Genomic DNA, 17,018 nt, shown 5'->3' on the forward strand with positions numbered 1-17,018 from the left:
GGCGCCCCGCCGGAGCCTGCTGCATCGGGTCGGCGATCGTGCGGCCGGCCGGCTCGCGCCGCCGGAGGTGTCAGGCGAACAGCGTGCGGCCCCAGTAGTCGCCGCCGTCGGCCACCCCCGGCGGGCAGGCGAACAGGCCGCTGGAGACGTGCTTGATGTACTCGTTCAGCGCGTCCTTCTGCGACAGCATCCGCTGGATGGGGACGAACTGCTTGCGGGGATCGCGCTGGTAGGCGATGAAGAACAGGCCGGCGTCGAGCCGTCCGAGGCCGTCGGAGCCGTCGACGAAGTTGTAGCCGCGCCGCAGCAGCCGCGCGCCGCCGTGGGCGTCGGGGTGCGCGAGCCGTACGTGCGCGTTGCCGGCGATCACGGGCGTGCCGTCCGCGCCCTTCTTGGCGAAGTCCGGCGCGTCGAACTCCTTGTGCCCGGTGAGCGGCGCGCCCTCGCCCTTGTCGCGGCCGAAGATGGCCTCCTGCTCGGCAAGCGGGGCGCGGTCCCAGGTCTCGATGTGCATGCGGATCTTGCGGGTCACCAGGTAGGTGCCGCCGTCCATCCAGGCCGGGCCGTCGCCGGGCGCGGCCCACAGGTGGTCGCGCAGCATGGCGGTGTCTTCGAGTTTGAGGTTGTTGGTGCCGTCCTTGAAGCCCATGAGGTTGCGCGGCGTCGCCTGCGACCGCGAGGTGGACGAGGTGCGCCCGAACCCGAGCTGCGAGTAGCGGACGGAGACCTTGCCGAAGCCGAGCCGCGCGAGGTTGCGGATGGCGTGCACCGCCACCTGCGGGTCGTGCGCGCACGCCTGCACGCAGATGTCCCCGCCGGAGATCTCGGGCTGCAGGTCCTCACCGGGGAAGGCGGGCAGGTCGGCGAGTGCGGGCGGCCTGCGGTCGGCGAGGCCGAACCGGTCGTCGAACAGCGACGGGCCGAAGCCGACGGTCAGCGTCAGGCCGGAGGCGGGCAGGCCGAGCGCCTCGCCGGTGTCGTCCGGCGGCGCCTCGGGCGACCCGCCCACGGCGCCGAACGTGCCGGCGTCCTTGCCCTGGGTCATCCGGGCCGCGGCGGCGGTCCACTCCTGGAGCAGCTCCACGAGCTCGGCCTTGTCCTTCGTGATCACGTCGAACGCGACGAAGTGCAGCCGGTCCTGGGCGGGAGTGGTGACGCCCGCCTGGTGCGGGCCGTAGAAGGGCACGGGGTCGGAGGTCGAGGCCGCGTGGGCGACCGGCTCCTCGGCGAACGAGCGGGTGACGACGGCGCCGGCCCCGACGGCGGCCACGCCCGCGGCGCCCAGCCCGAACAGCCGCCTGCGGCTGATTCCGCTGCCCTCGGAGCGGGCCTCGGGGTTGCGCGGGCTCATCCGGCCACCACCGAGGCCACCTTGCTGATCGGCTCGGCCAGGGCGTTGATCGCGTCGGACAGCGCCTTGAGGTCGCCCTTGGACAGCTCCGTGTGCAGCTTCCAGCCGTCGCCGCTGCGGTGCGCGGCGAGCGCCTGCTCGGCGTCGGCGAACTTCGCGTCGAGCGTCTTCACCAGATCGGCGTCGCGCTCCTCCAGCACCGGGCGCAGCGCCTGGACGGCGGCCTTCGAGCCCTGCAGGTTGGCGTCGAAGTCCCAGAGGTCGGTGTGCGAGTAGCGGTCCTCCTCACCTGTGATCTTCCCGGTCGCCACCTCGTCGAGCAGCCCCTTGGCGCCGTTGGCGAGCTGTACGGGGGACAGGTCGACCGTCGCGGACTTCGTCACGATCGTGTTCACGTCGGTCATCAGCTTGTCGGCGATGGGGCCGTCGCCGCCGACGTCCTTCTTGACCCACAGGTCCTTCTCGATGCGGTGGAAGCCGGTCCACTCCTCGCCGTCGGCCACGTTGTTCTCCCGCGCGTCGATGGCCGGGTCGAGGTCGCCGAAGACCTCGGCGACCGGCTCGATCCGCTCCCAGTAGGTGCGGGCGACCGGATAGAGCTCTTTGGCCTTGGCCACGTCGCCGGCCTTGACGGCCTCGGTGAACTCCTTGGTCTTGGCGAGCAGCGTGTCGGACTGGCTCTTGATGTAGCGCTTGTAGCCGGCGACGGCCTCGGCGAGCTTGGCGTCCTCGGCGAGCGGCTTGTGCTCGCCGCTGACCTTGAGGGGGCCGCGGATGCCCTTGCCGGTCATCCCCGGCTTGCAGGCGGTCTCGTACACGCCCGGGGGAAGCTCCACCACGACGTCGCGGGTCAGGCCGGGCACGATGTTCTCGACCTCGCCCATGACCCGGTCGCCCGCCGCGTACACGTAGAACTCGGTCACCTTGCTGCCGTTGTTGGTGATCGAGAAGGTCGAGGTGCCGGCGGCCAGGTCGGACTTCGCCACCTTGCACTCGGTGTCGGTGGCGGCCACGGCGATCTTCCCGTCGCCGGCCGCCGTCGCCTGGGTCGCGGTGCCGGCGCCCGTGGACGAGCAGGCGGTGAGCCCGGCGAGGGCCAGCGTCGCGACGGCCAGGACGGTGGGGGTGCGCATGTCGGTGGACTCCGGTCAGGAAGTGGGCTGGGGAGACGTGGAAGCGGGGCTCGCCGGCCTCTTGGCCGCGGGCCGCAGGAACAGGAAGAGGACGGGAACCACGTAGACGACCCAGGCGACGGCCTCCAGCACGCTGGGCTGCGGGGTGACGTTGAACATCCCGCTCAGCAGCGTCGAATACCAGGCGCTGGGGTCGAGCACGCCGCTGATGTCGAAGGCGTAGGTGCTCAGGCCGGGCACCAGCCCCGACTCCTGCAGGTCGTGCACGCCGTACTTGAAGATCCCGGCGGCGACGAGGATCAGCAGCAGGCCCGTCCAGGTGAAGAACTTCGTGAGGTTGATGCGCAGGGCGCTGCGGTAGAGGCCCCAGCCCAGCGCGACCGCGGTCAGCAACCCGAGCGTGATGCCGACCAGCGGGCTCGCGCTGCTGGTCGCGCCCTGGACGGCGGCGAACCACAGCAGCGCCGTCTCCAGGCCCTCGCGCGCGACGGACAGGAACGCCACCACGACCACGGCGGTGGCCCCGAGTTCGAGGGCCTGGCCCATCTTCTCCCGCAGCTCGCCCGACATCTTGCGGGCGGCCGTGCGCATCCAGAAGACCATGAAGGTGACGAAGACGGTCGCGGCCAGGGAGGTCACGGCGTCGAACATCTCCTGCTGCTGCGTCGCGAGGTGGGCCGCGGTGAAGGTCAGCAGCGCGCCGAACGCGACGGACAGCGCGACGGCCGCGCCGACGCCGGCCCAGACCAGGGGCAGCCGCTCGCGGCGGTCGCTCTTGACAAGGAAGGCCACCAGGATGGAGACCACAAGAGTGGCCTCCAGACCCTCGCGAAGGCCGATGAGGTAGCTCGCGAACACATCGCCTCCGGGATTGTCGGTAAGCCTTACCTAACTTAGGGCAGGTTCACCTTACCGACAAGGTCCCGAACGCGTGGAGCGGGGTATGCCTTTTGTCACCTTCAGGGGCGGGTGAGGCGACGCCCTCATCGGGCGGTGGATCGACGAGCGGCGGAGCGATCCGGGCGCCGCCCCGAACGGGCGGTGGATTGACGGGCGTTTAATTCGGTGGCGTCCCATCTCCGCTCCCCGTTATCGTGACGGACGTCCTGCCGCCGCACCCTGGAGGGTCACTTGGAGCTCTGAGGTCCCGACACCGCGCTTACGGCCGCCATCGGTGGTCCGGCGCAGCGACCTCAGGCAGACCCTCGCCTCGCGGCCCGTGCCCGCGGTGTCTCCACGGTTCGTTCACCATTCCGCCCTTGGGGATACCCGGAGCCGCTCTATGTCTTATTCCATTGTCTGTACGGATCTGTCCTTTTCCTGGCACGACGGGACGTCTGTCTTCGAGGAGCTCGACTTCGCGTTCGGTGCCGGTCGCACCGGGCTCATCGGCGTCAACGGCAGCGGAAAGTCCACCCTGCTCAAGCTGATCGCGGGAGAGCTGACCCCCACGCGCGGCTCGGTGTCGGTCACCGGACGACTCGGCTACCTGCCGCAGAACCTCCCGCTCGGCGCGAGCCGTACGGTGTCCGACCTGCTGGGGATCACACCCGCGCGGGAGGCGCTGCACGCGATCGAACGGGGCGACCTGAGCGAGGCGAACTACGACGCGGTGGTCTGGGACGTCGAGGAGCGCGCCCGCGCCGAGCTCGACCGTCTCGGGCTGACGGGCGTGGACCTCGACCGGACGGTCGCGACGCTCTCGGGCGGCGAGACCGTCATGGTCGGGCTCGCCGCGCGCTTCCTCGCCGAGCCCGACGTGCTGCTGCTCGACGAGCCGACCAACAACCTCGACCTCGACGCGCGGCGGCGCCTGTACGACGCCGTCTCGTCGTGGACGAGGACGCTGGTCGTCGTCAGCCACGACCGCGCGCTGCTCGACCTGGTGGACCAGATCGCCGACCTGCCCGCCCGCCGCACCTTCGGCGGCACGCTCAGCGCGTACGAGGAGGTGCTCGCGGTCGAGCGGGAGGCCGCCGAGCGGACGGTCCGCGCGGCCGAGGGCGACCTGCGCCGCCAGCGGCGCGAGCTGACCGAGGCGCAGACCAAGCTGGCGCGGCGCGTGCGGTACGGCAACAAGATGTACGAGCAGAAGCGCGAGCCGAAGATCATCATGCAGGAGCGCAAGCGGCAGGCCCAGGTCTCGGCGGGCAAGCACCGCACGATGCACGAGGAGAAGGTGGCGGCCGCCCGCGAGCGGCTGGCCGAGGCGGAGGAGGCGGTGCGCGACGACGCCGAGATCCGGGTGGCGCTGCCGGCCACCGAGGTGCCGTCCGGGCGCACCGTGCTCCAACTGGACGGCCTGCGCACGGCCGCCGGGCCGATCGGCGACCTGATCATCCGCGGCCCGGAACGGGTCGCCCTGCTGGGGCCGAACGGCTCGGGCAAGACGACGCTGCTGCGCACGATCCTGGGGGAGATCCCGCCGGGTGAGGGCTCGGTCAGGCTCGACGTCCCGGTGCGCTACCTGCCGCAGCGGCTCGACGTGCTCGACGACGCGCTCAGCCTGGTCGACAACGTGCGGGCGGTGGCGCCCGCGGCGTCGGTCAACGCCGTCAGGGCCGGGCTCGCCCGGTTCCTGTTCCGGGGCGCCCGGGCCGAACGCCCGGCGGGCGCGCTCTCGGGAGGCGAGCGCTTCCGCGCCGTGCTGGCCTCGCTGCTGTTGGCCGAGCCCGCGCCGCGGCTCCTGCTGCTGGACGAGCCGACCAACAACCTCGACCTGGCCAGCGTGCGCCAGCTCGCGCAGGCGCTGTCGGCCTACCGGGGAGCGCTGGTGGTGGTCTCCCACGACCTGCCGTTCCTGGAGTCGATCGGCATCACCCGGTGGGTGACGCTGGGCCCCGAGGGGGTGACGTCGTCGGCGTGACCGCGGCTTGACAGCATCCGCTCACCGCCTGACAGTGTTTCGGGTGATCACCCCCCGGACCTACTCACGCACCTTCGCACGCACCGTCCAGGCCGGCGCCGTGCTGGCCGCGTCCGTCACGCTCGCGGCCTGCACGGGATCGCCCGGCGGACCGGGAAAGGCCGCCTCCGGCGAGGAGGAGGCGCCGTCCGCCGCCACCACGACGACCGCCGATTCGGGCCCGCCGGCGCTGACGCCGGCGGCGTACCGGGAGGCGCTCGACGCCGCCGGCCGCCCCGCCCGCTCGACGCTCGCCGCCATCGCCAAGGCACGGACCTTCAAATCGCTTCGCCAGCGCATCGGCCGGGCGGAAAGCGCTCTGGGGTCCGCGCAGGAGCGGCTCGGCGGGCTGCGGCCTCCCGCGGACGTCGCCGCCGAGCACGCCGACTACGTCGCGGCGCTACGGGGCCTGAACGGCAGGCTCGGCGCGCTGGAAGAGGACGTGTCGTCGCGCGTCCTGTGCAACGGGACTGCCGTGCTGGCCGGCCTCGGCCGGTCGGGCGAGTTCAAGGACCTCAGGTCTGCCGCGGGCGACCTCGCGAAGGCCGGAGACTACCCCGTGGTCCGGATCACGCCTCCGGCCCGGCGCACGCGCCGGCTCGGCAACGGCACGATCCTGCTCTCGGCGATCCGGGGCGGCCGGGGCAGCCTGACCGTGAAGAACGGCGGCACGCAGGACGGCGTGGTGACCCTGGTGCGCGGAGGCCGCAAGGCGGTCAGCTTCTACGTGCGCAAGCGGTCGACCGCCAAGGTCGCGAACATCAAGGACGGCACCTACCGCGTCTACTTCACCACCGGAGTGGACTACGACCGGGGCGCCCGTGCCTTCACCCGGAACTGCGGCTTCTCGAAGTTCGACGACGCGGTGAAGTTCCAGACCGTCTACAGCGGATACAGCGTGAGGTGGAGCGACTGGACGCTCACTCTCGACGCCGTGTTCGGCGGGAACGCCACCACGAGCGACGTGGACCCGGACGCCTTCCCCGCGTGACCTTTCTCCCCGGCATGACCGGGAGCTTTTCCGGCCCTGCCCGGCACGACCCCGGGCACGCCGGAGGCCGCGGCCCGGGGTTGGGGCCGCGGCCTCCGGTGAAGCCTTCAGGATGGGTTCAGCTGGAGAACAGCATGCCGACCCAGCTGCCCCGCCGGTGGCCGTAGTGGCCTCCGTGGTGGCCGCCCCAGGCGGGCCCTCCGTGCGCCGGCGGCGGGGGAGCGTAGTGCTGCTGGGCCCACTGGGCCTCCATCCGGCTCAGCGTCTCCAGCTCGCCGTAGTCCAGGAAGATCCCGCGGCAGTTGTCGCACTGCTCGATGTGGACGCCGTTGCGGTCCAGCGTCCGCATCCGGCCACGGCACTTGGGGCACTCCATGTGACGAACTCTCCTCGATCAGGTCTCGGCCTCCACGGCCGCGACGATCCTCTTGCAGGCGGACACCAGTGCCTCGGCGGCGTCGTCGGGAGGTTCCCCCGCCCGCGCCGCCGTTGCCACCGCCGTCGCCGCCAGTTGGACGGTCAACGCCCGGGCCGGCGCGTCGAGTTCCCGCCACGGGTCGTCCGCGGAGACGGCGGTCCCGCCCGCCGCCAAGTAGGCGGTCAGGAAACGCTCCCACTCGTACGGGCCGAGCAGGCCGGCGGCGTACCACGCGGCCGGGCGCGCCAGGTCCCACGCGGGGTCGCCCGGGCCCAGGTCGTCGGGGTCGATGAGCAGCCACGCGCCGTCGTGCCGGACGATCTGGCCGAGGTGCCAGTCGCCGTGCGTCAGCGCGCCGCCCTCCCGCACCGGCGGCAGCGTCGCGTACGCCGCGCGGATGGGCGCCGCGACCGGGTCGGGCACGCCCGCCGCCGCCAGGTCTGCCATGGCCCTGGGCAGCCGCGACGGTCCCCCGGCGGGAGGCAGCCCCGGAGGCGCCGGCCGGGAGTGCAGCAGGGCGAGCAGCCGGCCGCCCTCCTCCCACGGGGTGCTCCCGGCGTCCACGTCGGCGATGGTGAGCGGCTCGCCTGCGGGCCAGATCGTGACGAGCCTGCCGTCCAGCCGTTCGAGGCCGAGCGGGGCCAGCATGACGCCCGGCAGGTTCGCGGCGGCGTCGAGGCGGGCGCGCAGGGCGCGTTCGTCGGTGCCGGGGGGATGTGCCTTGACGACGACGTCGCCGGCCCTGACCACGAGCACGCGGGTCTGCTTGAGCACCGACACCGGCCCGTCGCGGCGCGCCAGCCGCGCCAGTTCCTCGATCACGGGGGACACCCTAGGGTGTCGCCATGAAGGTTGGTTTCGGTGTGCCGGTGTCGGGCTCGTGGGCGACCCCGGAGAACATGAGGCGGATCGCGCGCCGCGCGGACGAGCTCGGCTACCACGGGGTGTGGACGTTCCAGCGGTTGCTCTATCCCGTCGGCAACCCGATGGGTCCGGTCTACCGGAGCGTGCACGACCCCGTCGTCACGCTGGCGTATCTGGCGGGCGTCACCGAGCGGGTGCGGCTCGGGGTGGCCGTGCTCAACCTGCCGTTCGTCTCTCCGGTGCTGATGGCCAAGCAGCTCGCCTCTCTCCAGGAGGTGTCGGGCGGCAGGCTCGACGTGGGCCTGGGGCTCGGCTGGCTGCCCGAGGAGTTCGCCGCCTCCGGCGTGCCGATGGAACGGCGGGGCAGGCGCGGCGAGGAGTACGTCGGCCTGCTGCGGCGGCTGTGGACCGAGGACGTCGTCGAGCACAAGGGCGAGTTCTACGAGGTCCCGCGCTCCCACCAGGACCCCAAGCCGGCCACGCCGCCGCCGGTGATGCTCGGCGGCACGGCCCGGGTCGCGCTGGAGCGGGCCGGGCGGATCGCCGACGGCTGGATCAGCTCCAGCCGCGCCGATCTGGACACCATCGACCAGCAGATCGCCATCGTGAAGGAGGCCGCTCGGCAGGCGGGCCGCGACCCCGGCGCCCTGCGGTTCATCGTCCGCGGCGTCACCCGTGTCCGCCCGTCCGAGGAGGGCCCGCTGACCGGGTCGTACGACAAGATCCGGCGGGACGTCGAGGCGCTCGCGGACAAGGGCGTGACCGAGGTCTTCCACGACCTCAACTTCGACCCCGAGATCGGCAACCCCGAGGCCGACCCCCGCGAATCCATGCGACGCGCCGAAGAGGCCCTCGAAGCTCTCGCCCCCCGCTGAGCTCCGAGACCGCCAGGGACACGACGAGGACGAGCCCCACGGCGAGCGGCCCGGCGACGGCCAGGTGGGCGGTGATCGCGTCCGCGAGGTCGGGGACGAACCGGCTGAGAGTCACCAGGGTCGCCGCCCACGCCGCCGCCGTGGGCACGCTGACGCGGGCGAAGTCCGCGTACGGCACGCCCGCCCAGCCCGTGAGCCTCGGGACGAGGGTGCGGGCGGCGCCGAGCCACTGACCGCCCGCGACGGCCCAGGCGCCTCGCCTCGCCACCATGCGGCGGGCCCGCGCCCACGCGGCGGGCGCGAACCGGCCCGCCAGGGGGTGGACGGAGGCGGCGCCCTCGCGTCTGCGGCCCTGGGCGTACGACAGCTGCGGGCCGGCGACGGCGGCCGCCACGGCCACGGCGAGCGTCCCGGCGAACGGCAGCACGTCGAGGCGGCTGAGAAAGCCGAGGGCCACCAGCACGCTCGTCCCCGGCAGCGCCACTCCGGCGAGCGTGCCGGCCTCGGCGACGATCAGGATCGCGGCGACCGCGAGCACGAGGGGAGCGGGAAGCCGGCCGAGCAGGTCAGCCACGGTGCACCGGTCTCCGGCACACGTATGCCAGGCCGGGCGGCATGTTGCGCCAGACCGGCCCGGTCGTGAGCACCTCGTCGAAGGCGGCGCGCAGGCGCCGCCGGAACCGCCGCGCGCGTGCCAGCGGCACCGCGGGCAGATAGGTCACCGTCGTGAACGCCCCCGTCGGGCGCAGCACCCGCCCGACCTCCCCGAGGATCGCCTCCTGGGCGTCCTCGGGGAAGAGCGTCCACGGCAGCGTGCTGATCACGGCGTCGACCCGAGACACTCCCCGTTCGTCCAGCAGCGCGCCGAGGCGGGCCGCGTCGCCCTGGAGCACGTCCAGCCAGGGCCGGGCGCGGCGCAGGTGCGCCACCATCCCCGGGTCGATCTCGACGGCGAGCTGGCGGGAGCCGGGCGCGAGCCGTTCCCTGATGGCCTCGCTGATCGCGCCGGTGCCCGGCCCGAGCTCCACGACCACGGCGGGACCGGTCGTCGGGACGACGGCGGTGAGGGCCCGCGCGAGCGAGCGCGAGCTCGGGGCCACGGCGCCCACGACGCCCTGCCGGCGCAGCGCCACGCCCGCGAACGCCCTCAGGTCGGAGACCTGCTGGACTGTCTCGTTCATGCGGCCCATCAGACCGGTCTCGTTCATGCGGCCCATCAGACCGGTGCCGGGCCCGGGCCCGCCAGCCGTCCCGGCCCCCCTGCGGGGGTATGGCCGGCCCTACCTCCGCAGGGGGGCCTGGCCGTCTTCGACCGGGCCCGGACGGCCTCTAGGGTGGGTCGGGTGCGCCTCAACGGCCCGTGGCAGGTCCTCGCACGCAAGGACCTGCCGGCGACCTCGCTGCCCTGGCGCGCCCTCGCCTACCTGGTGACGGGCGCGGTCGTGGGCGTGGTCGTGCTGGCGTCGCTGGTCGTCTCGCTGACCGCCGGGGCGGTGCTCACCGTTCTCCTGGTGGGCGTGCCGCTGCTGGCGCTCCCGGTGGTCGCCGCCGTGCCGCTGGGCGCGCTCGAACGCCGGCGGCTGCGGATCCTGGACGCCGAGCCCGCGCCGAGCCCCCACCGCCCCGCGCCCCCCGGCCCGCGCGGATGGCTCGCGACGCGCCTGCGCGAGCAGGCGACGTGGAGGGCACTCGCCTACGCGGGCCTGCTGGCCGTCGTGCTCGGCCCGGTCGAGCTGATCGCCGTGACGTACGGCCTGCTTGTGCCGCTCGTGATGATCTGCGCCCCGATCAGCGTGGCGGAGGCGGGGCCCATCGTGCTGCTGAAGTTCTGGCCGCTCGACTCGCTCGTCGAGGCGTTCGCCGCCGCGCTCCTCGGGGTCGCGGTGCTCGTTCTGGCGGCGTACCCGATCACCGCCCTCGCCACCGCGCACGCCCTGCTGGCCCGGCTGCTGCTCACGTCGGAGAAGGGCGAGCCGGGCGAGCGGCTCGCCGAGCTGACCCGCTCCCGGAGCCGCCTGGTCGAGGCGTTCGAGGTCGAGCGGCGGCGCATCGAACGCGACCTGCACGACGGCGCGCAGCAGCGGCTGGTCGCGCTGACCATGACGCTCGGCCTGGCCAAGGTCTCCACGGGGGAGGAAGCGTCCGGGCTCGTGGCCAGGGCGCACGAGGAGGCGAAGCTCGCCCTCGCGGAGATCCGCGACCTCATCCGCGGCATCCATCCCCGCATCCTCGCCGATCGCGGGCTGCCCGCCGCGGTCGCGGAACTGGCCGACCGGTCGCCCGTCCCGGTCGAGGTCGACGTTGACGTGCCCCGCCTGCCGGGGCCGGTGGAGTCGGTCGCCTACTTCGTCGTCAGCGAGGGCCTGGCCAACGTGGCCAAGCACAGCGGAGCCGAGCGGGCCTCGGTGCGGGGCCGGCTCGGCGACGGGCTGCTCACCGTCGAGATCCGGGACGACGGCGTGGGCGGCGCGGACGTGACCGCCGGCACCGGGCTCGCCGGGCTCGCCGACCGCGTCTCGGCGTTCGAGGGCAGACTGATGCTGTCGAGCCCGCCGGGCGGCCCCACCCTGCTGCGCGCGGAGATCGAATGTCTGCCGGCCCTTCCCTGACCGTCGTCGTCGCCGAGGACGGCGTGCTGCTCCGCGAGGGACTGGCCACGCTGCTGGCCAGGTTCGGCCACCGGGTGGCCGCCACCGCGGGCGACGCCGAGGGGCTGGTGAAAGCGGTGGAGGAGCACGCCCCCGACATCGTCGTCACCGACGTGCGGATGCCGCCCGGCTTCTCCGACGAGGGACTGCGGGCCGCCGTGGCGTTGCGCGCGGCGCACCCCGGCCTCGCCGTCCTGGTGCTGAGCCAGTACGTCGAGCAGACCTACGCGGCCGAACTGCTCGACTCCGGGGACGGCACCGGCGTGGGATACCTCCTCAAGGACCGGATCGGGGAGGTCGAGGAGTTCGTGGACGCCCTGACCACCGTCGCCGGCGGGGGGACGGTCGTGGACCCGGAGGTCGTGCGTCAGCTCCTGCGCCGCCGCCGCGACCCGCTGCGGCGGCTCACCCCCAGGGAGAGCGAGGTCCTCGCCCTGATGGCCGAGGGCAGGTCGAACGCCGCGATCGCCCGCGCGCTGGCGGTGTCGGAGGCCGTCGTCGGCAAGCACATCGGGAACATCCTCGCCAAGCTCGACCTGCCTCCCGACGAGGACGCCCATCGCCGTGTCCTCGCCGTCGTCACGTTCCTGCGCGGCTGAGGGGTGTCGGGCCGATCTGTCGGGTAGGGCGGAAGATGGAAATAAAGGGCTATATGTCCGATTCTTTCGATCGGCAGTGGATGAGGCTCCCATGGCCAGGCGACGACGGGATCGCGGAGGGGGCGGGGCCGGCCGCCCACCGGAACTGACAGCAGAGGCGGGATGCTCGCGGCGCGCGTTCATCGTGGGTTCCATGTCGGGCGCGGCCGTGCCGTACCTCGTCGCCCAGGCGCCCGCGACGGCGGCCGCGAGAGACTTCGTCCAGGCTCCCGGGGCGCCGGCCCCCGAAAACAACTTCGTCGTGCAGGCGACGCCGTCGTGGTATTTCGTCCAGCGGGAGAACGGCTCCCAGGAGATGAAGTGGGGTCCGGTCGGGTACGCGGTCCTCCACGGCGAACACGTCGGATATGGGGAGCTGGTCCCCAACGACCGGATGTACATCCACAACAGGGCCCGCCCGCCGGAGATCGACCGCCGGATATGGCGGCTGAAACTCACCGGCGACGCGCTCACCCGGCCGCGGTCGTTCACCTACGAGGACCTGCTGGCCATGCCGTCCGTGACGCTGAAGCGCACGATCGACTGCGGCGCGAACTGCGCCGCGTTCTTCCCCAAGCTGCCGCCCGGCGGAGCCGGCGATCGCTGGCTTCCGGTCGGCTACACCCAGTGGCACTTCGGCGCGGTGGGGGCCGCCGAGTGGACGGGGGTGCGGGCCAAGGACGTGCTGGCGGCGGCCGGCGCAGAAACTCCGGTGGACGTGAGGTTCACCGGCCTCGACGTCATCCGCAACCCGAGCCTCCCGGGTGGCTCGGTCCACTACTCCCAGGTCGCTCCCGCCGGGAAGGTGCTCGAGGACGACACTCTGCTGGTCTATCGCATGAACGGGCAGGACCTGCCCGTCGATCACGGCTATCCGCTGCGCCTGCTCCTGTCGGGCTGGGCCGCTGTCAGCTATGTCAAGTGGCTCGGCGAGATCGAGGTGTCGAAGCACCGCATTCCGCCGTCGGGGCTGCAGACACGGCACCTGCTCACCGGTCCCGCCTATCCCGAACCGGTCCCCCTGACCGTCGGTCCCGTACGCAGCGCCATCGAGCACGACCGGGAGATCACGCTCGCTCCCGGCGACATCACCCTGCGCGGGCGGGCGTGGTCGGGGGCGGGCGCGATCGAGCGGGTCGACGTCTCCGTGGAGAAGCTGGCCGCCCCCGGGCGGTGGGTCACCGAGATGCCATGGCGGACGGCCACGCTGCTGAGCACAGCCGAGCCCTACATGTGGGTGCGGTTCGAGGTGCCCTGGCCCGGGGTGAAACCGGGGCAGTATCGCGTGATGTCCCGTGCCAGGGACAAGGCGGGCAATGTCCAGCCGCGCCCGGAGGACGTGGTGTGGAACCAGCACGGACTCGGCTACAACGGGCACCACCCGCTGGAGCTGATCGTGGCCCCGCCCAGCGACATGCCCTGACCGCCCTCACGCCTCCTGGATCATCCCGTACGCCTTGGCGATCAGCTGGTAGGAGCGCAGGCGCGCCGCGCCGCCGTGGACCTGCGTGGTGATCATCAGTTCGTCGGCCCCGGTGCGCTTGCGCAGCTCCTCCAGCCCGTCGCGCACGGTCTGGGGGCCGCCGTGCACCACGTTCGACAGCCGGTCGCGGACGAACTCCCGCTCCATCGGGGTGTACGGGTAGGCCTCCGCCTCCTCGACCGTGGGCGTACGGCCGGGCCGCCCCTGCCGCAGGCGCAGCCACGACAGCGCGCCCGGCATGACCTGGCGCAGCGCCTCCTCATCGGTGTCGGCCGCGACCGCCGCCACCCCGATCAGCGCGTACGGGCGGTCGAGCACCTCCGAGGGCCGGAACGAGGAGCGGTAGAGGTCGAGCGCGGGCTCGGTGTTGGCGGCGCTGAAGTGGTGGGCGAAGGCGAACGGCAGCCCGAGAAGCCCGGCCAGCCTGGCGCTGAACCCGCTGGAGCCGAGCAGCCAGATCGGCGGACGGTCGTCACCGCGCGGCACCGCCTGGATCTTCGCGTACGGATGGCCGGACGGGAAGGCGGCGTCGAGGAAGCCGGTCAGCTCGGCCACCTGCTGGGGGAACTCGTCCGGGTCCACGTCGGCCGAGCGGCGCAGGGCGTTCGCCGTGGCCATGTCCGTGCCGGGGGCGCGGCCGAGGCCGAGGTCGATGCGGCCGGGGTGCAGCGCGTGCAGCGTGCCGAACTGCTCGGCGATCACCAGTGGGGCGTGGTTGGGCAGCATCACGCCGCCGGAGCCGATCCGGATCGACCGGGTCGCCGCCGCGAGGTGCGCGATCAGCACGGCCGGAGAGGAGCTGGCGACTCCGGGCATCCCGTGGTGTTCGGCGACCCAGATGCGGTGGTAGCCCCACTCCTCGGCCCGGCGGGCCAGCTCGGTGGCGTCGCGCAGCGCCTCGGTGGGCGTCGACCCCTCGCCCACGGTCGCGAGCTCCAGGATCGACAGCGGCACCTCGGCCGTCCCGCGCGGCACCCCACGGATGTTGTCATCGCTCATGCTCGGGCCAACCTGAGGTCGCATCACGATATTTCCGGACATGGCGAGAGGTGTGCTTCGTCACTCCGTCACCTGCCATGCTTGGACACATGAGCGAGCGAAAGCCCATCGAGTCGTGGCTGTCCGACATGGACGGGGTGCTGGTCCACGAGGGGCAGCCGGTGCCGGGTGCCGACGAGTTCATCAGGCGCCTGAAGGAGTCGGGGAAGCGGTTCCTCGTCCTGACGAACAACTCGATCTACACCCCCCGCGACCTGTCCGTCCGGTTGCGCGCGGCCGGGCTCGAGGTGCCGCCGGAGGCGATCTGGACCTCCGCGCTGGCCACCGCCAAGTTCCTCGCCGACCAGCGGCCCGAGGGCTCGGCGTACGTGATCGGGGAGGCGGGGCTGACCACGGCCCTGCACGCGGCCGGATATGTGCTGACCGATCTCGACCCCGACTACGTGGTGCTGGGCGAGACCCGCACCTACAGCTTCACGTCGATAACGCGGGCGATCCGGCTGATCGACAACGGCGCCCGCTTCATCGCGACCAACCCCGACCCCATCGGCCCCTCGACCGAGGGCTCGCTTCCCGCCTGCGGCGCGGTGGCCGCGATGATCACCAAGGCGACCGGGGTGGAGCCGTACTTCGTCGGCAAGCCCAACCCGATGATGATGCGCAGCGCGCTCAACCAGATCGACGCCCACAGCGAGACCGCCGCGATGATCGGCGACCGGATGGACACCGACGTCGTCTGCGGCATCGAGGCCGGCCTGCACACGATCCTGGTGCTCACCGGCGTCACGCAGAAGGACCAGATCGACCGCTACCCGTTCCGGCCCACGCAGGTGGTCAACTCCGTGGCCGACCTCATCGAGCTGGTCTGAACCTGACGCGGCCTGTCAGGTACGGGTGCCAGGCTGGACGGCATGAACCATCGCGTCTACCTGGAAATCGGCCCCAAGAAGGTCTTCGCCTGCTCGATCGACTGGCCGGGCTGGTGCCGCATCGGCAGGACGGAGGAGGCCGCGCTCGGCACGCTCGTGGACTACACGCCGCGCTTCCGGCTGATCGCCGAGCGGGCGGGGCTGGAGTTCACGCCGGGCGACCCGACGGTCGTCGGGCGGGTCAAGGGCGACAGCACCACGGACTTCGGCGCGATCTCCGCCATCCCGGACTTCGACCGGGAGCCGGTGGACGCGCCGGAGGCCGCGCGTGCGGCCGCCCTCGCCCGCGCGGCGTGGGCGGTGTTCGCCGAGGTGGCCGCGACGTCCCCGGAGGAGCTGCGCAAGGGCCCCAGGGGCGGCGGCAGAGACCGCGACAAGATGGTCTCCCACGTCGTGGAGGCCGAGCGCGCGTACGCCCGGAAGATCGGCGTACGGCACAAGCCGTTCAAGGACGAGGCCGGCCTGACTGCCATGCGCGAGGACATCGTGTGGGTGCTCGAACGGCCCGCCGAGGCGTTTCCTGCCGGTGGTGAGGGCTGGCCCGTCCGCTACGCCGCCCGCCGTATCGTCTGGCACGTGGTCGACCACATCTGGGAGATGGAAGACCGCCGGATCTAGGTGAGGGCGTCGGCGGCGCGCAGCGCGAGGGCGACGACGGCGGCGTCCTCGGGGACGCGCACGTCCCGGCCGGTGAGCTCGCGGAAGCGCGCGAAGCGGTGCTGCACCGTGTTGCGATGGCAGTAGAGGGCCGCGGCCGTGTCGGCGACGGAGCCGGAGCCGGTCAGATGGATCCGCACGGTCTCCAGCAGTCGCTCGCCCTCCGAGCCGCCCAGGGCGGCCAGCGGGCCGAGCACCTGGTGCGCGAGCTCGGCCGCAAGCTCCCCGCTGCCGCCGACGAAGACGTCCAGCCAGGCGTCCTCGAGCCGCCGCGGCCCCGCACCGGCCCGCGACGCTCCTTCGGCCGCCGCGGCCAGCCGTACGGCGCGGGGAACCTCCGACAGGCCGGAGACGACGGGGGAGACGCCGCAGCGCACCCCCGTGAGCGCGGTCAGGACCGACCGCGGCGCGCCGGCGGTCCGGGCCGTCGGCTGCACGATCAGCACGTCACCGGTCGGCGACTCGTGGCGGTAGTGAACGCCGATCCCGGCCATCGCCGCCGCCGCGGCGCGCAGCGCCGCCCCCTCGCCGGGATGGGCGACCACGGCGAGGACCGGCTGTGCCGGGGCGAACCCGAGGACGCGGCCGGCGTCGCGCACCACGTCGGGGTTGCGGCCCTGGCTGTCCATGAGGCGGGCGAACCACGCCCTGCGCTGGTCCTCACGTTGCCGTCCCATCTCCAGCACCGCCCGCTGGTAGCCCGTCATCAGCCCGGTCACGTGCTGCTCCACCGCCTCCCAGACCAGGTGGGCCGCGGCGATCAGGCCGGGCAGCGCCTCCGGTGTCGCCCGCACGTTCATGGCCCGCCAGAGCACCCGGGCGTCGAGCCGCGCCGCGGCCAGCAGCGACTCCAACGGCACCCCCTGGCCGGCCCTGCGCTCCCCGACGCGTTCGGAGAGCCCGGCCATGCCGGGGGCGACCGATCCCGTGGCGATGTGCCGCAGCAACATGTCCAGCCCGGCCAACGCCGTGCCCCGCAGTTCGTCACGGGAGACGGGTGGGTCGGGCGACCCGTACGGGTCGACGAGTTCGACCTGGGCCAGCCACTCCTCGACGACGTCGTCGATGTCGTCGAGGCAGCGCAGCGCGAGCTCGGCCACCGGTGCTGGAGGGGGAGTGTTCATCTG

General features: G+C 73.0%; 17 protein-coding genes. 8 read left to right on the forward strand and 9 right to left on the reverse strand.

The window, feature by feature from the left end:
• Positions 1-70: 70 nt before the first annotated feature.
• Genes efeB through efeU form a run of 3 tightly spaced genes read right to left on the reverse strand, consistent with a single transcriptional unit; the run spans position 71 to position 3,342 of the window.
• Positions 71-1,351: an iron uptake transporter deferrochelatase/peroxidase subunit gene (efeB, locus tag FLX08_RS28365; protein ID WP_142623178.1), complete on the reverse strand. Its 1,281-nt coding sequence runs from the start codon at positions 1,349-1,351 to the stop codon at positions 71-73.
• Positions 1,348-2,484 carry an iron uptake system protein EfeO gene (efeO, locus tag FLX08_RS28370; protein WP_142623180.1) on the reverse strand — a complete coding sequence of 379 codons (1,137 nt, stop codon included), beginning with the start codon at positions 2,482-2,484 and terminating at the stop codon, positions 1,348-1,350. The genes efeB and efeO overlap by 4 nt, the downstream gene beginning before the upstream one ends.
• A gap of 15 nt (positions 2,485-2,499) precedes the next feature.
• Complete coding sequence (gene efeU, locus FLX08_RS28375) at positions 2,500-3,342, reverse strand: iron uptake transporter permease EfeU (RefSeq protein ID WP_142623182.1); 843 nt, start codon at positions 3,340-3,342, stop codon at positions 2,500-2,502.
• Between the two features lie 424 nt (positions 3,343-3,766).
• Between efeU and FLX08_RS28380 the strand changes: the two genes are divergently transcribed.
• Positions 3,767-5,350 carry an ABC-F family ATP-binding cassette domain-containing protein gene (locus FLX08_RS28380; RefSeq protein WP_142623184.1) on the forward strand — a complete coding sequence of 528 codons (1,584 nt, stop codon included), beginning with the start codon at positions 3,767-3,769 and terminating at the stop codon, positions 5,348-5,350.
• Between the two features lie 43 nt (positions 5,351-5,393).
• Positions 5,394-6,380: a hypothetical protein gene (locus FLX08_RS28385; RefSeq protein WP_142623186.1), complete on the forward strand. Its 987-nt coding sequence runs from the start codon at positions 5,394-5,396 to the stop codon at positions 6,378-6,380.
• Between the two features lie 118 nt (positions 6,381-6,498).
• Here the strand turns inward: FLX08_RS28385 and FLX08_RS28390 are convergent, their stop codons facing one another.
• A complete protein-coding gene (locus tag FLX08_RS28390) occupies positions 6,499-6,756 on the reverse strand; it encodes a TFIIB-type zinc ribbon-containing protein (RefSeq protein ID WP_142623188.1) in 258 nt (85 codons plus the stop codon).
• Between the two features lie 18 nt (positions 6,757-6,774).
• Positions 6,775-7,620, reverse strand: coding sequence for a phosphotransferase (locus FLX08_RS28395; protein ID WP_244312951.1), 846 nt, complete (start codon positions 7,618-7,620; stop codon positions 6,775-6,777).
• Positions 7,621-7,643: 23 nt separating this feature from the next.
• Here FLX08_RS28395 and FLX08_RS28400 point away from each other — a divergent pair, with 23 nt between their 5' ends.
• The gene (locus tag FLX08_RS28400; protein ID WP_142623192.1) at positions 7,644-8,537 is read left to right on the forward strand and encodes a TIGR03619 family F420-dependent LLM class oxidoreductase; all 894 of its coding nucleotides are present in this window, start codon (positions 7,644-7,646) and stop codon (positions 8,535-8,537) included.
• On the opposite strand, the gene FLX08_RS28405 is transcribed toward FLX08_RS28400, so the two are convergent.
• Both FLX08_RS28405 and FLX08_RS28410 read right to left on the reverse strand, forming a co-directional pair.
• Entirely contained in the window at positions 8,443-9,111 is a 669-nt protein-coding gene (locus tag FLX08_RS28405) for a DedA family protein (RefSeq protein WP_142623194.1), read from the reverse strand. The two genes, FLX08_RS28400 and FLX08_RS28405, sit on opposite strands and share 95 nt — an antisense overlap.
• Positions 9,104-9,745 (reverse strand): class I SAM-dependent methyltransferase, encoded by a 642-nt coding sequence (locus FLX08_RS28410; RefSeq protein WP_244312952.1) that lies wholly within the window; start codon positions 9,743-9,745, stop codon positions 9,104-9,106. The genes FLX08_RS28405 and FLX08_RS28410 overlap by 8 nt, the downstream gene beginning before the upstream one ends.
• 135 nt (positions 9,746-9,880) lie before the next feature.
• Between FLX08_RS28410 and FLX08_RS28415 the strand changes: the two genes are divergently transcribed.
• The 3 genes from FLX08_RS28415 (at position 9,881) to FLX08_RS28425 (ending at position 13,246) form a co-directional block, all read left to right on the forward strand.
• Entirely contained in the window at positions 9,881-11,146 is a 1,266-nt protein-coding gene (locus FLX08_RS28415) for a sensor histidine kinase (protein WP_244312953.1), read from the forward strand.
• Entirely contained in the window at positions 11,125-11,784 is a 660-nt protein-coding gene (locus FLX08_RS28420; protein WP_142623196.1) for a response regulator transcription factor, read from the forward strand. The genes FLX08_RS28415 and FLX08_RS28420 overlap by 22 nt, the downstream gene beginning before the upstream one ends.
• Before the next feature lie 193 nt (positions 11,785-11,977).
• A complete protein-coding gene (locus FLX08_RS28425) occupies positions 11,978-13,246 on the forward strand; it encodes a molybdopterin-dependent oxidoreductase (protein ID WP_167530607.1) in 1,269 nt (422 codons plus the stop codon).
• Positions 13,247-13,252: 6 nt separating this feature from the next.
• Here the strand turns inward: FLX08_RS28425 and FLX08_RS28430 are convergent, their stop codons facing one another.
• Entirely contained in the window at positions 13,253-14,305 is a 1,053-nt protein-coding gene (locus FLX08_RS28430) for an LLM class flavin-dependent oxidoreductase (RefSeq protein ID WP_142623200.1), read from the reverse strand.
• 89 nt (positions 14,306-14,394) lie between these two features.
• On the opposite strand from FLX08_RS28430, the gene FLX08_RS28435 reads away from it, so the two are divergent.
• Together FLX08_RS28435 and FLX08_RS28440 are read left to right on the forward strand one after the other, a co-directional pair.
• Positions 14,395-15,174, forward strand: a complete 780-nt coding sequence (locus tag FLX08_RS28435; protein ID WP_142623202.1) for an HAD-IIA family hydrolase — start codon at positions 14,395-14,397, stop codon at positions 15,172-15,174.
• A 42-nt stretch (positions 15,175-15,216) separates the two neighbouring features.
• Positions 15,217-15,852, forward strand: a complete 636-nt coding sequence (locus FLX08_RS28440) for a hypothetical protein (RefSeq protein ID WP_142623204.1) — start codon at positions 15,217-15,219, stop codon at positions 15,850-15,852.
• On the opposite strand, the gene FLX08_RS28445 is transcribed toward FLX08_RS28440, so the two are convergent.
• On the reverse strand, positions 15,849-17,015 hold the full coding sequence (locus FLX08_RS28445; RefSeq protein WP_142623206.1) for a PucR family transcriptional regulator: 1,167 nt from the start codon (positions 17,013-17,015) through the stop codon (positions 15,849-15,851). The two genes, FLX08_RS28440 and FLX08_RS28445, sit on opposite strands and share 4 nt — an antisense overlap.
• Between the last annotated feature and the right edge of the window lie 3 nt (positions 17,016-17,018).

The sequence above is a fragment of the Microbispora hainanensis genome (assembly GCF_006874475.1).
GTDB lineage: Bacteria > Actinomycetota > Actinomycetes > Streptosporangiales > Streptosporangiaceae > Microbispora > Microbispora hainanensis.

Bases quoted from the DNA above. Each gene is read 5' to 3' on its own strand.
- FLX08_RS28430 (WP_142623200.1), bottom strand. From the start codon at position 14,305: ATGAGCGATGACAACATCCGTGGGGTGCCGCGCGGGACGGCCGAGGTG.
- efeO (WP_142623180.1), bottom strand. From the start codon at position 2,484: ATGCGCACCCCCACCGTCCTGGCCGTCGCGACGCTGGCCCTCGCCGGG.
- FLX08_RS28390 (WP_142623188.1), bottom strand. From the start codon at position 6,756: ATGGAGTGCCCCAAGTGCCGTGGCCGGATGCGGACGCTGGACCGCAAC.
- FLX08_RS28380 (WP_142623184.1), top strand. From the start codon at position 3,767: ATGTCTTATTCCATTGTCTGTACGGATCTGTCCTTTTCCTGGCACGAC.
- FLX08_RS28440 (WP_142623204.1), top strand. From the start codon at position 15,217: ATGAACCATCGCGTCTACCTGGAAATCGGCCCCAAGAAGGTCTTCGCC.
- FLX08_RS28400 (WP_142623192.1), top strand. From the start codon at position 7,644: ATGAAGGTTGGTTTCGGTGTGCCGGTGTCGGGCTCGTGGGCGACCCCG.
- FLX08_RS28410 (WP_244312952.1), bottom strand. From the start codon at position 9,745: ATGAACGAGACCGGTCTGATGGGCCGCATGAACGAGACAGTCCAGCAG.
- FLX08_RS28435 (WP_142623202.1), top strand. From the start codon at position 14,395: ATGAGCGAGCGAAAGCCCATCGAGTCGTGGCTGTCCGACATGGACGGG.
- FLX08_RS28420 (WP_142623196.1), top strand. From the start codon at position 11,125: ATGTCTGCCGGCCCTTCCCTGACCGTCGTCGTCGCCGAGGACGGCGTG.
- FLX08_RS28445 (WP_142623206.1), bottom strand. From the start codon at position 17,015: ATGAACACTCCCCCTCCAGCACCGGTGGCCGAGCTCGCGCTGCGCTGC.
- efeB (WP_142623178.1), bottom strand. From the start codon at position 1,351: ATGAGCCCGCGCAACCCCGAGGCCCGCTCCGAGGGCAGCGGAATCAGC.
- FLX08_RS28425 (WP_167530607.1), top strand. From the start codon at position 11,978: ATGTCGGGCGCGGCCGTGCCGTACCTCGTCGCCCAGGCGCCCGCGACG.